At 48.4% G+C, this 14,169-nt stretch carries 10 protein-coding genes; 3 read left to right on the forward strand and 7 right to left on the reverse strand.

The genetic code is table 11. The annotated features are described in order from the left end of the window. Positions 1 to 515: 515 nt before the first annotated feature. The 3 genes from PHQ97_03180 (at position 516) to PHQ97_03190 (ending at position 7,034) form a co-directional block, all read left to right on the forward strand. Positions 516 to 983, forward strand: a complete 468-nt coding sequence (locus PHQ97_03180) for a (deoxy)nucleoside triphosphate pyrophosphohydrolase (GenBank protein MDD4391737.1) — start codon at positions 516 to 518, stop codon at positions 981 to 983. Positions 984 to 1,151: 168 nt separating this feature from the next. Continuing rightward, on the forward strand, positions 1,152 to 4,193 hold the full coding sequence (locus PHQ97_03185) for a DUF3427 domain-containing protein (GenBank protein MDD4391738.1): 3,042 nt from the start codon (positions 1,152 to 1,154) through the stop codon (positions 4,191 to 4,193). 507 nt (positions 4,194 to 4,700) lie between these two features. Further along, positions 4,701 to 7,034 (forward strand): U32 family peptidase, encoded by a 2,334-nt coding sequence (locus PHQ97_03190; GenBank protein ID MDD4391739.1) that lies wholly within the window; start codon positions 4,701 to 4,703, stop codon positions 7,032 to 7,034. Between the two features lie 79 nt (positions 7,035 to 7,113). Here PHQ97_03190 and PHQ97_03195 read toward each other — a convergent pair whose 3' ends face one another. The 7 genes from PHQ97_03195 to PHQ97_03225 all read right to left on the reverse strand — a co-directional run bounded on the left by PHQ97_03195 (position 7,114) and on the right by PHQ97_03225 (position 13,860). Next, positions 7,114 to 7,710, reverse strand: coding sequence for a peroxiredoxin (locus PHQ97_03195; protein ID MDD4391740.1), 597 nt, complete (start codon positions 7,708 to 7,710; stop codon positions 7,114 to 7,116). A 63-nt stretch (positions 7,711 to 7,773) separates the two neighbouring features. After that, positions 7,774 to 9,210 (reverse strand): efflux transporter outer membrane subunit, encoded by a 1,437-nt coding sequence (locus PHQ97_03200; GenBank protein MDD4391741.1) that lies wholly within the window; start codon positions 9,208 to 9,210, stop codon positions 7,774 to 7,776. Beyond that, positions 9,207 to 10,301: a biotin/lipoyl-binding protein gene (locus PHQ97_03205; protein MDD4391742.1), complete on the reverse strand. Its 1,095-nt coding sequence runs from the start codon at positions 10,299 to 10,301 to the stop codon at positions 9,207 to 9,209. Before PHQ97_03205 ends, PHQ97_03200 begins: the two co-directional genes overlap by 4 nt. A 13-nt stretch (positions 10,302 to 10,314) precedes the next feature. Further along, positions 10,315 to 11,025: an ABC transporter ATP-binding protein gene (locus PHQ97_03210; GenBank protein MDD4391743.1), complete on the reverse strand. Its 711-nt coding sequence runs from the start codon at positions 11,023 to 11,025 to the stop codon at positions 10,315 to 10,317. A 4-nt stretch (positions 11,026 to 11,029) separates the two neighbouring features. Continuing rightward, positions 11,030 to 12,190 carry an ABC transporter permease gene (locus tag PHQ97_03215; protein ID MDD4391744.1) on the reverse strand — a complete coding sequence of 387 codons (1,161 nt, stop codon included), beginning with the start codon at positions 12,188 to 12,190 and terminating at the stop codon, positions 11,030 to 11,032. A gap of 264 nt (positions 12,191 to 12,454) precedes the next feature. Then, on the reverse strand, positions 12,455 to 13,318 hold the full coding sequence (locus PHQ97_03220; GenBank protein ID MDD4391745.1) for an NAD(P)H-hydrate dehydratase: 864 nt from the start codon (positions 13,316 to 13,318) through the stop codon (positions 12,455 to 12,457). Then, complete coding sequence (locus PHQ97_03225; protein ID MDD4391746.1) at positions 13,315 to 13,860, reverse strand: DUF3343 domain-containing protein; 546 nt, start codon at positions 13,858 to 13,860, stop codon at positions 13,315 to 13,317. Before PHQ97_03225 ends, PHQ97_03220 begins: the two co-directional genes overlap by 4 nt. Positions 13,861 to 14,169: the final 309 nt, after the last annotated feature.

Raw genomic sequence — 14,169 nt, forward strand, 5'->3', positions numbered from 1 at the left:
GGAAGCAAACCGCTTTGAAGCACGGCGATACCCGACGGCCGCGTCTGGACACCCCTCAGTACCAATGTGAAACCGATCGCCTGATGGCCGGGGCCCTGTAAGAAAGAGAGGCTTATCATGATACCACGGCAGAAACCGGGGTCTGACCAAGTTAACGTACTGAATTAAAAACAATTAACTTAAAAAAACCACCCTGAATTCGGTTTAAAGTCCTCTTTTCGATACCCAAAAGAGGTCTCTAAGAAAATTTTATGAAATCCGGAATCATATTTTCGATTTCCAAAAAGAATTTTTTTACATCAATGGCAAGAACAAATAGCCGTACCAATATAATTAGCTGAAAATAAACAAAAAAAGCTGTCTTAAAACTGCCTCATTTCAGGTCAATAGCCTCTTTTTTGATACAAAAATGGAGGATATGACAAAAAGTCATTGCTCTTTTATAAGATTTTATGGAAAGGTTCGGCTATCGAAACGAAGAGGAAAAAACGGTTGGCAAAAGCTTCATGCAGCTTTTGGATAAATTAAAACAAGCAAACACTTCTATAATCGACGAATGTGAATTTAAGAGTATATCTTATATAACCATGAAACAAGTTACTGCAGCCGTCATCATATTAAATAAAAAAGTCCTTCTCACCCGCCGGAAACATGGTGAAGCGCTATCGGGTTACTGGGAATTTCCCGGGGGAAAAATTGAGGAAGGCGAAACCCCTCAGGCATGTCTCGAACGTGAACTGAAGGAAGAGCTGAACCTGAATACCAGGGCAGGTCTGATATTGGCCAAAAGTGAATACCATTACGCGCATGGGGCATTTAAGATTCTGGCCCTGCTCACAGAAATTTTGGATAATGGGGATTTCACATTATCTGTTCACGATAAGGCGGAATGGGTCGATCTTGATGATCTCCTGAATTATAAATTGGCGCCGGCAGATATTCCTATCGCAAACAAAATAAAGGCGCTCTTTAATGCCGCTTGATCCAGACATCACTCCCGGAACCCGGGGCATCAACGAAGCGCTGTGCAAAATAGGGTGAAAAACGCCTCAGAAAAATATAAGGGAAGCAGGGTGACAAGTCTTCCAACGGGTCTATATGACCTTTTACACACACATGAGCTGCACCAGCGGTTGCAAAATGAAGGTTTGTTGGATCGTGCCGAATGGGCATCCATAGACCCTGAAGAGTTGCCCCATCTCCTGGTTATCCCGTTGGCACGAGAGATAGCTGCCTTTATTGCAGAAACGATCGCCGGGATAAAAAGCGAATTTTTGAAAGATGCCCTTGAGGCGGCCCTTCAAACACCGGAAACAATGCGGTCGATATTGAAAGATCTGTCTCTGGTTTCTTCCGATACCCTTCAACAAATTAAGCCTGAACCCCCATTAACAGCACCCGGAGTCCGCCCGGACACCCCTTTGTCTGTTTCTGCGCTTCTTACAGGCAGTTCACGAAGTCCGGCACTTCGAATCCAGTTGATGAAAGAATTGGCAACATGCGATCGGGCGGATTGGCTTGTGTCTTTTATCAAATACTCCGGCATCGTACCCATGCTGCATGTTTTACAGGAATTTACACGGCAACCCGCACCTGACGGGGGGCCGCGATTGCGTATCGCAACGACTTCTTACATGGGTGCAACTGATTTTAAAGCCATTAAATTTTTATCAGAACTTCCCAACACCGAGATACGGATTTCTTATGACACCCGGCGCACGCGCCTGCATGCCAAGGCCTATCTGTTTCACCGCGCTACAGGATTCGGCTCTGCCTACATCGGATCTGCAAATATTTCGAAAGCAGCACTCGATGAAGGCCTGGAATGGACGGCTAAAATCAGCCAATATGAGACAGAGCACTTATGGCGATACGCGGTTGCCACATTTGAGTCGCATTGGGAGGATAGCGCAGAATTTACCCCCTGCCTTGCTGAGGACCTTCCAGAATTAGAACATGCACTGTTGCGGGAACGGGGTGAATCAACAGAAAATGATACCGTTTCTTTTTTTGATCTGCGCCCTTACGGATACCAGCAAACCATTTTCGAAGACATCGATGCAGAGCGAAAATCCGGGAAGCATAAGCATCTGGTAATTGCGGCTACGGGTACCGGCAAAACGATGATTGCCGCTTTTGACTATAAACGATTCTGCTCAGAACAAGGCAGGGGTTCAAGGTTGCTGTTTGTAGCGCATCGCGAAGAAATCCTTAAGCAGGCTCGTGATGCGTTTCGCCAGGTTTTACATGACGGCAGCTACGGCGACCTTGTTTCAAGTGGTGCAACAAATACACAAACTGACCATCTGTTCTGTACGGTGCAAAGTTGGAACAGCCGGGGATTTAATCGTTTTGCACCGCACCATTTTGATTATGTTGTATTGGATGAGGCCCACCATGCCAGTGCTGGCAGTTATCAAAATTTAATTGATCACATAAAGCCGCTCACGTTACTGGGCTTGACTGCTACTCCGGAGCGTATGGATGGCAAGGATATCCGGCAGGATTTCGGTGGCGCCTTTACCCATGAAATCCGGCTTCCGGAAGCCATTGAGCGCGCTCTTTTATCCCCGTTTCACTATTATGGCATTCCTGATTTAGATGAGCTTGATTTTTCTGCTTTTGCCTGGAAACGCGGTGGTTATGATATCACCCAGCTGCGTGAATGTCTGGAAGATAATCAGAAACGTGCTGCATGGGTTATGAGCCAGACAGCGCGTTATGTCGCCGATATCAGGCAGGTAGCCGGATTGGGTTTTTGTGTCAGTGTTGAACACGCAAAATTTATGGCCAGATTCTGCGATGAACATAACATCCGAGCCATTGCCCTGCATGGCGAATCTCCCAAAGACGTTCGACACCAGGCTCAGCAACAACTATCGAATCGCCAGATCAACTTTATTTTCACGGTGGATCTATACAATGAGGGGATTGATATTCCCTGCGTTGATACGGTTCTATTCTTACGTCCAACAGAAAGCCTCACCCTGTTTTTGCAGCAACTTGGCCGGGGTCTTCGCCTGCATGAAGAAAAATCACACCTCACGGTGCTTGATTTTATTGCGCCACAGCACCACAAGTTCAGCTTTGCGAAACGTTTTCAAGCGCTGACCAGCCGACCGGAATTGCGGATTGACAACCAGATTAAAAATGGCTTTCCGTTTATTCCATCCGGCTGTCTGATACATCTTGAAAAGCAGGCTCAGGAGCATGTGCTGAACAATATTCGTGCAGCTACTGCCTGCCTGCGCGGTGAGCGCCTGCTTGGAGAACTTCGCCAGCTCAGAAACCGTATTCAAGGACATATCAGCTTGCAGAATATTCTGGATTTTCTGAGCCTCGATACACCTGATGAAATCTTCAAGCGCGGTTTGCCGCACGTACTGATTGCCAGGGCTGAAGGCGAAGCTGTAGAAGATGATATGATTGAGTTTGATACGGAAATCGCAAAAGGATTTCGACGCCTTTGTCTAATGGATGATCCGCATCTGATAGGAGATGCCGGAAAGCTCATCACAACCGGTCAGGCTCAATCCGATTTGACCCGGGTTTTATTGCACAGCGTTTTATGGAATAACAAAAGGCCCCAAGCGGGTACCCTCGAACAGGTACATAGTTTTTTCGCATCCCGTTCCGGACTCAAAAAAGATCTGATCGAACTTCTCGATTGGTTACTTCAACATCGTACGCCCCTGCCACTCATCCAATTTACGGAAAAAACCGGACCCCTTGTTTTACATGCGTCTTATACGCGAGAGCAGGTCCTCCTCGCTCTTGGACTGGGTTCTTTTAAAAAAACAAGGGCTTCACGAGAGGGCGTTCTGCATGTTCCGGAACGCAAACTCGATGTGTTTTTTGCCGACATCAACAAAAGCGAAGCAGATTTTTCGCCAACGACCATGTATGAGGACTATGCCGTAAATGAGAGACTTTTTCATTGGCAGAGCCAATCTACGACAGGCGAAGACACCCCTACCGGTCTGCGTTATATTCACCATCAACAGCAAAACTATACCCCGTTGCTGTTTATTCGCAACCGGAACAAGCTTTCAAACGGACTTACGGCCCCTTATCTGTTCGCGGGTCCATTGAATTACAGGCGTCATGAAGGCTCACGCCCGATGAGTATTAAATGGGACCTGGCGCATTCTCTTCCTGCACGGGTTTTATCGTGGGCCAGGCTGGCAGCATAAAATTCATCAAGGGCAAGAGCAAACATGCATTCTATTCCCGGATACAAGGGAAAGGCATTTGACTTGAGGCCCTATGAACGCTGAGGGCAAAACTGTTTTTTTACTCTGCGTTCTCAGCGCCTCAAGCGAAGCGGGCGGTGAGAATATGAAACATGGCCGGAGTCGAAAGCCTTTACACTTTCGGGCAGGTGCTAAATGACTGACAATTTTTTCGTGTTTTTCCTGAGCGCCAGGATAAGCCTGATGCGGCTTGTTGACTGAAAGGCGTCAGCCGTGATAATTGCTCGTTCATCGCGTAGCAGCGGTCCCCTGTGTCAGGGTAACCGGATACGGGAAGCGGGCCGGTCTTCGGCGTCAGACGAGGTGCAAAGGAAGCGGGCCTTCCGGACTGCGAACGAATGATACCGCATGACACACTGATGAATTTCATCATCACAGATACATATCTGAAATTTTAGAAAAGCGTTTTTTTCTATCACCGATTTTAATTGAGTTACAGTTCATCCTATGAAAAGAAAAATTGAATTACTTGCACCCGGTGGCGATATTGATTCTATAAAAGCTGCAATTGCAGCAGGGGCTGATGCTATATACTGCGGTCTGATTAAATTTAATGCTCGAGACCGGGCAACAAATATAACCTTTGAAGATTTAAACGGGATTTTAAATCTTGCTCATAGAAAAAACTGCAAAGTTTTTCTAACCCTTAATATAATTATAGTGGAATGTGAGATCCCGACTATTATACGGTTACTGAATAAACTGATAAATACAAGTATCGATGGCGTAATTATTCAGGATATAGGACTGTTTTATCTGTTATCTAAATATTTCAAAGGGCTTAAAATACATGCATCTACACAGCTTAATACGCATAATGAGGGTCAGATAAAATTTTTAAGCAAACTGACTGCTACCCGGGTCAATCTCGCAAGAGAGTTAAATATTCATGAGATAAAAGCGTTAACTCTGACCGGTCATGAAAAAAATATCTCGACTGAAGTATTTGTCCACGGGTCCTACTGTATCTCGTTTTCAGGCATTTGTTATATGAGTTCTGTCCTTGAAGGGAACTCTGGAAATCGCGGCAGATGCAGTCAACCTTGTAGAAATAGATATTTAACCACGCCTGAAGGTAAAAATTTTCCTCTTAATCTTAAAGATAATTCGGCATATTTTGATCTAAGAAAAATATCTGATGCAGGGGTTGACTCGATAAAGATTGAAGGAAGAATAAAGAAATTTGAATACGTATATACGGTGGTAAATTGCTGGAAAAAACAAATCCGGAGTTTTTATGACCAGGACAGCCTGAATAATGACAATAGCGATTTTTATAAGGTATTTAACCGGGATTTTTCAAATTCCTATTTAAAGGGAGATATTAATAAAAATATGTTTATTGATAATCCCAGGGATAATTCAATTAAACATCTTTCTGATATTAATAATTATTCTACGAATGAAAAAAAAGAAGAAGATCAAATAGAATTTTTTGAAGAAAAAGAAGAAATTTCAAAGAATGTTAAAAATAAAATTAAAAATTTAAGTATAGATAAAATTCCTTTAATAATAAACATTTCAGGAGAACTTGATACCCCTTTAAAGGTATCTGTAAAAACTCCGGATACGTCATTTGTTGTACTTTCTGAAATTAATCTTTCAAAATCAGGTACATCCACCCCCCTGAACCGGCGCAGTCTGAACCAAAGATCAATACCGCCAGATAGCAGAAAGCTTACTCCAAAAAGCAAGAAAAGCACGGCGATGTGCCTGAATTATGATGTTTTATTTGAAAGGCTTAAAGCCTTAAATGATACGGAATATTACATTAAGCATATAGAATTGGAAGATCTTAAAAGTGATCTTTTTCTACCTTTTAAAGCGCTGACTATAATTAAAAAAAGGGTTTTCTCCATCTTAAATGATTCAAAAGAAATTATTGCCCCAATCGGCGTTCCAATCTTAAAAAAACAAAGCACATCAAAAATTAAACCCGATCTTGCCGTATTAATCTCTTCCCAGAAGGATTTGTATCTTTGTAATAAGACCTCTGCAAATTTTTTTTTCCAACTCCCCAATGGTTTCAAAGATGGATATTCCGGGTTTATAGATCTTTTTTTTAAAAATAAAAAAATAATTCCCTGGTTTCCAGCTGTTTTAATAGGAGAAAACTATACTGCTGCGGTTGAATTTCTTCAACAGGTGCGCCCCGAACTTATTGTAACAAATAATACCGGAATTGCTTATGAAGCTTATAAAAATAAAATCCCCTGGATAGCAGGACCCTATCTTAATCTGGTTAATTCCTTTAGCCTTATATCTTTAAAAGAAAATTTTAACTGTTATGGCTCATTTATTTCAAATGAGATCAGCAAATATCAGATAAAAAGTATTATTCGCCCTGAAAATTTCAAACTATACTATAGCATTTATCACCCTATTTTACTTCTAACCAGCAGACAATGTTTATTTCATCAGGTTATTGGATGTGAAAAAGATAGGATTGATGAGGAATGTATTCAAAAGTGTGATAAATCTTCATTAATTACAAATTTAAAACAGATTCCTCTTTTTATTGAAAAAACAAAGGGGAATTATCATTGTATCTATAATAATGACAATTTCTTGAATACAGATATCGTTACTGATTTGCCGGATATTTTTTCCGGTTTTTTCATTGATTTAAGGGAGATAAAAACCGAAACCAGAATAGAGACGGATAAATCCGGGATAATAAAACTTTTTGAAAATCTGCTCAATGGAAATCCCGATGCAAAAAAGAAACTCCAGCAAAGTATTCACCCCTCAACTGACGCTCAATATCAAAAAGGGATCTAAGAAGAATCAAATAAGGGTTAAAAACAAAGAATAAATTGACGCGGGTCATATTTTTTTATTTTGATGCCAGGTGTTTTTATCAGAACGCATGCCGCGTTTCCCACGATTTTTCGACTCCGGCGGCTTCCGGATCACGGGGCAGTGTCGGCTTTCCGGGTTCCCATCCGCAGGGAAGGTAGTCGCCTGTTTCAGAAAAATGCCGCAGGGCCCGCAGTCGGCGTAAAATATCCGTGACGTTACGCCCCGCAGGGTCTGCCATGATTTCGACCGCCTGAACAACGCCCCGGGGGTCGATAATGAAACAACCCCGGGCGTCCTTTTTTTTTTCATCATCAAACACCCCGTAGCATCGTCCGATCCGGCCGCCGGGGTCGGTCAGCATCGGAAACACGACCCCTCCGGTAACCATACGCGATAATTTTTTTTCCTGCCATTTCCGGTGGGACTCGACGCTGTCGGTGCTGATTGACAGCACCTCGGTATCCAGTTCCCTGAACGCGGGATATTTGACGGCAACTGCCGCCAGTTCGGTCGGTCAGACCCTGCTGAAATCGGCCGGATAGAAAAACAGCAGGACCCACTGGCCGCGGTAATCAAAAAGCCGGATGGGTTTGATCTGTCCCCGGTGAAAGGCGGTGGTTTCAAAAACCGGTGCGGGTTTGCCGATCTGTATCATATATTCCTCTCTTTTTCGCCTGGGCCCGGCCGGCGGCGTGATGCTGTTTCGATCCGTATGACGTCAGTTGCCACCGCCAAGTGCCTTGTAAAGAGATATGAATGCAATCGCCAGGTTCCTGCGGCTGAGGGCAAGCAGGTCCTGAGACGTGCGCAGGGCCAGTTGGGCGTCAATCACCGACAGGTAGTTTTCGAGGCCGGCTATATAGCGTGATTCGGCCAGCTGTGTCGAAAGCCGGTTGGCGTTTACCGCCTTATGAAGGGATGCTGTTCGGATCTTTTCCCGTGAGGTGCCGACAAGGGCATTTTCCACTTCTTCCAAACCGATAAGGATTTGCTGGTGATATCGGGCCAGGAGCCCGTCCCGCTCGGCCTTGCCTGCTTCGATGGTGTTTAAAATTCGTTTGAGATTTACGATATTCCAGTGCAGAGCAGGGCCGATGTTCCAGAAATTGCTGCGCTCTGTCATGAGATCATCCGGTTTTGAGTTCAGGTAGCCAAATGCGCCGGTGAGCGAAAAGCGGGGAAACAATTCGGCGGTTGAAATGCCGATTCGGGCCGTGGAGGCCGCCAGTTCGCGTTCCGCCTTTCGAATGTCCGGACGGCGTTGAAGAAGGTCAGAGGGAAGCCCCACCAGAAGATGTTCGGGAACCTGCGGCAGATCGGCCGGGCGGCTCAGCTCCTGCACGAGGCTCGAGGGCTGAAGCCCGGACAGCACCGCCAGCCGATGCATGACCTCATGGACAGATCGTTCCAGGGCAGGAACGGTGGATTCGGCATTGGCCAGTGCTCCCGTGGCCCGGGCCAGTTCCAGTTCGTTGATCAGACCGGACTCATAGCGGATTCGGTTTAGCGCTACGATTTTTTGCCTTGAGAGTATGTCCTCTCCGGCGATGTCCAGGCGAAGCTGCAGCGCACGCAGTTCCATGTAATTTCGGCCCACTTCTCCCCGGAGAGCAATAAGCGTGTCTTTCCGGGCTTCTTCGTAAACAGCCAGCTGCGCATCCGCTACTTCCACTTCGCGTCGCAGAGCACCGAATATGTCTATCTCCCAGGAGGCATCGAACCCGGCCTGGTACAGATCGCTTTGCCGGTCGTTGAAATCGCCGCTCGGCGAAATGCCGGATGCGGTACCTGAAAGCCCGGATTCCGTGCGTCGTTGATGCTGGTATTCGGCAGTCACGTTTCCTTCCGGCAAATATTTTGAGGATGCGATTCCCCGAAGCGCCCTGGCCTGTCGCACCCGGGCGGTGGCAACCTGAAGGTCAGGGCTGCCGCTCACGGCTTGTTCCATCAGCATGTCCAGCACCGGATCATCGAACGCTTTCCACCATGCCTCCGGGGTGTTGCCGGCTGCGGCTGCTTCCGAAATCATTTCCGGCTCAAGGGAGCTGAAACGGTCCGGCATGGACGGATCGATACGTTGATAGTCGGGTCCTGCCGCAGAACAGGCGCAGATGAAAAGCACGGCGGCGCATATCGCAAGCCGGCGCATCATCATGAGGATTCTCCGGATGAACGGGAGCCCGAAGGCGGTGCATCGGTGCCGGAAAGGTCCTCGATAAATACATCCATCAGCTGGCCGGGATAGACCGCCAGATCCTGCCGGCTGAAGCTGTATACGACCTGCAGAACACGGGTATCGACACGTTCGGTGCTGTCCCCGGTCAGCGAACGCTTGGGAATGACATACGGTTCGGTATATTCATAGGTCAGCTGGGTCTTTAACTTCGAGTTGCCGCGGACGGAGGCCACGGCCCGGGCATCGGGCCTGAAACGCCAGGCGTCATTTTCATTGATATCCGCCCGGACATGGAGACGGTCCAGGTTGCCCAGCAAAATTGGGGCAGGGGATACGACGGCGCTCTGTGCATATTCGCCCGGACGGATGTTGACCTGAAGGATGCTTCCTTCGACCGGCGCCTGTGCCCGCAGCAGATCGATATCCGTTTCTGCTTTCTGAACCTCGGCTTCGGCACCGGCAACGACCGCCTCGGCCACATCGATGTCCGCTTGCCAGGCACCGGCCTCCTGGAGCGCCAGGTTCGCCTTTGCCAGGGCCAGCCGGGCTTCCGCGGTCTGAACCGCATACCGGCGGTTGTTCAGCTCTTCACGGCTCAGGGCCCCGGGGTCTGTTATGCTTTCGGCGGTTTGGAGTTGAAATTTCAGATTCTCAAGTTCGGCCCGTGCCTCAGACACCTTTGCCCGAAGAGGCGGAACAGATTCCTTCCGGGGCGCTTTGAGCAGTCGCTCCAGCGTTTTTCGGGCTTCGGCCACTTTTGTTTTACCAGCGTTCAGGGCAGCGCGCGCCTGGCGATCGTCAATCATGAACAGGGTATCCCCTTCACGGACTCGATCGGAGACCCTTACAAACACGCGGGTGACAATGCCTGAAACCGGCGCAGCGATGGAAATATTCCGGGTACCGGATTCGACGATGCCGGAACCGGAAATTTTATCGGAAAAAGGGGATCGGGGGGGATCGGCGATGGGAGCAGATGCCGGAACCGGTTTTTCCGACTGCATTACCATCCACAGGCCAAAGATAAACCCGGCAAGAGCCAGTATGGGAAACAGGTACTTTCGAATCATAAACAGGCCTCGTTTAATGGGCGATCTGGGACTCGACCGCCGTGATCCGGCCGTCATCCATCCGGGCGATGCGGTCTGCAAAGTTAAAAATACGGCTGTCGTGGGTGACAATGATCAGGGCACGGTTTTCGGACAGGGCTGTCTCTCTGAGAATCTTCATGACCCTCTGGCCGGTATCGGCGTCCAGTGCACTGGTGGGCTCGTCGCATACCACCAGCCGGGGCTGGTGGACCAGGGCCCGGGCAATGGCCACGCGCTGCTGTTGGCCGCCGGAAAGCTCGGACGGCCGGGCAAGGGCCCGGTCCTGCAATCCCACCTTTTCCAGAAGTTGCGCGGCCAGGGCAAATGATTGTTTTTGTGACCTGCCCAGAATCAGCAGGGGGACGGCCACATTCTCCACGGCGGTCAGGGTGGGCAGCAGGTTGTAACTCTGGAAGACAAATCCGAGATTCTGCCCGCGGAATTTTGTTTTGCCTCTCGCCCCCATTGCGGCCATGTTGTGGTCAAATACACGGCACTGGCCTTCATCCAGATCCAGGATTCCGGCGATGACCGAAATCAGGGTGGTTTTGCCGCAGCCCGAAGGACCCACAAGCAGGAGCAGCTCCCCCATGCTTACGTCAAGATCCACGCCTCGCAGGGCCATGACCTTTGACGGACCGGTTGCATAGCTCTTGACGATGCCCCGGCAGAAGACGGCAGACGTTGGGTTTTTTTCTTCCATCCTGTCAGCTCTTGAATACGATTGCAGGTTCCAGCCGTATGATCTTCCGAATGCCGATCAGGGCGGACAATAAACATATCAGGATGATGGCCCCTCCTGAAAGCATCAGCAGCTCACGGGTCAGGCGAAAGGACAGCTCTGTGCCACCCAGAAGGTGCCCGAAAGCCGACGCCCCGCCCACGCCCAGTCCGTATCCGATGACGCCGACCACCAAAGATTGAAGAAGAATCATACGCAGGAGCATCGCATTTCCGGCCCCCATGGCTTTCAATGTGCCGAAATATCGAAGATTTTCGAGGATAAAGTTATAAAAAGTTTGGCCGGCGATGGCGGCGCCGATGATAAAGCCCAGCACAACCGCAATGCCAAAGTTGATGGGAATTCCGGTATTTTTCATGAAATAGTCATAGGTCAGATCCTTGAATTTTTCTGCCGCGTAAGCTGACAGTCCTGTCTGCTGCACAATACGATCGCAGAGCGCGCCGATATCTTCGCCCTCAACTGCTTTGACCAGAATAAAGGACAGGAGCTTTCGTTCCCGCGGCGCAAAAATCGTGGCCCGGGTGTAGGTGGTAAACACCACCGGCTGGGACTGAAAGGTTCTGGACACCCGGCAGATGCCCACCACGACGGCCCGATGATCGTTAATTTCCAGGGTATCTCCGACGCTCAGGGGCCGGGGAGCGCCGCCGGGGACATCTGGAGGTTTTGCCAGCCGCGTCCTTGCCCCTGCGTCATTGACAATGATGGCGTCCTGCCGGTGCAGGTCACTTAACCGCCCCTGTATCATTTCGGGCGGACCGCCGATCAGAGTGGCATCGTCCAGGCCGATAACGTTGCAGATCTGATAGTTTCCATTCTCGAGGCGGGCCTTGAGAAGCCCTTTGTACAGGGGTACCGCCCAGTCGACCCCCCGGACCCCCCGGACGCTGTACAGCTGCGTGTCCTGGAGGGGTTTTATATCGTCGATGAACTGCACTTTGGGGTCCATCACCCAGATGTCCGGCTGCGACAAATCGGTAATCGTACCATAGGTGCGGGTCATCAATCCGGTGAAAATGGCTGCCTGCTGGGTAATGAGCAGTGAAGCAAATGTCAGGCCCATAATTATGCCCAGATATTTGCCCCGATCGCCGATGAGCATCTTCAGAGCGATGGCGTACATGGCCTGTTCCTGTTTTTTTGATTGCGTATTGAGGATCGCTATCGCTTGAGGCAAAAGGCAAAACGTAAGAAGCTTTTATTTTGTAACATCCTCTATGATCAAGCCCTAAAAAATTGAAGTTCCAATGCTGTAAATTTATAATTACAAACAGGTGGGAAACCCGTCATGTCATATCCGGATATCGTGAGTGTGAAGTCGACTTTTTCAGCGAAGGGGGCTACTGTTTATTTTAATTGATTTATGATGCAAGGCAAGCATTAAAATTTAGTTGTCTTCATTCAGCACCCTGTTTAGGGCCTGCGGAATTTTTTCAATCAGTTCAAAAACCTGGGTTGCAGGACTTGGATTGACGTAATAGCCGGTCCAGCGGTTAACCTTTGCAGCCAGAACAGCTGCGTCTGTCATTTTAAAATCAGCGCAGCACAGGACGGAAAGCAATCCGGTCATTGTATCTCCCGTGCCGCCAATCGCCTCCATTGCCTCAAAGGAGGGATGATCCACAGTTTGGACCAGCTGTTTCTCATGAGCAATGTAGTCTGATTCACCTTTGACCAGCAGATACCTGGCAGCATTATGGTGCTGATAGGCCTGACGGATCAAGTCGGGCACATTGTCATTGGCGTGAAGGATAAATCCTCGCGTGTAAAAAGGGTGGGGTGCAAGTTCATCTGCAAGAAAAGCCAATTCGCCGACATCCGGTGTGAAAAAATCATAGGATTCGGATTGGCCGCTCATTTTGGCGGCGTACATAAAACCGGCGTCGGCAATCAGGATCGGTCGCTTTTGCATCGTTTCAACGGCAAGCAGGACTTTGTTGTGCCAGTCTACATCCGGTTGCAGGTAGTGAAAAGTCAAAACCTGGAAATCAAACTCTTGCAAATGCTGTGCGAGAAATTGATACAGTTTGCGACTGCCGTCTCCCTTGCCTGTGTCCCCAACCAAAAAAGCATAAATCTCCGGGCAGTGGACGCACTCGGAAGCCTTGAGTGCAGCTCCGATGAGCGCCGGGGTGCATCGATTGATGTCGATGCGTCGGCCATTTATTTCAATCTGGTTGTCGATCAAACGGGCTTTTCCGTGAATCAAGGGTAATTGAAGGTCTGGAACAGTACCGACGATGCCTATCATTTTCGAAGTAACTCCTCATATGCCAGCTCAAGGGCGTACCCACAAAGGGTGTGCCCCAAATCTTTGGGTCGGGGGGCTTCAGCCAAAGTTTTGCCTACCATTTCCTGGGCCAGATACGGAACATCCGGGCACCCCCCACCGGAGATGTTTACTATTTTCCTGTCCTTTTTGCTGATGGTGATTTTCATGTTGGCCGCGCGCACCATGAGGTATTCACCAAAGTCCTTGGTTTGAAAAAGGCTGACGGGTTCAAGGAGCGGTGCTGTCACCGGAACAACTTTAAGGGGAGATATGTCTGCATTGTCAAGCTCCCGCAAAATATTGAGTTCTTCTATCAGCGGAAATTCGATGACCAGATCGCATCCGGTTTGAATAGACGGGGGCGGGCCCATGACCCGAATACACCATCCCGCCTGCTTCAGAATCTTTTCGGCTTGAATAACGTCACTGGTATTTTCGAAAACCAGAATGCCAAAATCGGCGGACGGGCCCCGCTGTTTTTTATTTGGTGTCGGTTTTCTCTTTTTGAAGAATCTGAGCACGGCTTATCCCTTCGTAATTGTGATTCGATAACCTTTTCCTTCCGGAAATACTTCGTTGACCCTGCACCCCTGACTTTCAGCCATTTCCACTTTGCCCTCTCATGGCGCAATCGATCCCGATACGCAGTCCACGCACGTTACTCATTTTTTTTTCGATTTTTTTTACGGCATAACACCATTTTGATAAGCAAACCAAGATGACGCCTTGTACAATAGGAAATATTGATATGTCAAATATCAAATATTGATATATAGGACAGTTTTTATCGAAAATTCCAATACACTTTCAGTACTTCAGTACGCCTTGCC

The sequence above is a fragment of the Desulfobacterales bacterium genome (genome assembly GCA_028704555.1).
In the GTDB taxonomy this organism is placed as follows: Bacteria; Desulfobacterota; Desulfobacteria; order Desulfobacterales; family JAQWFD01; genus JAQWFD01.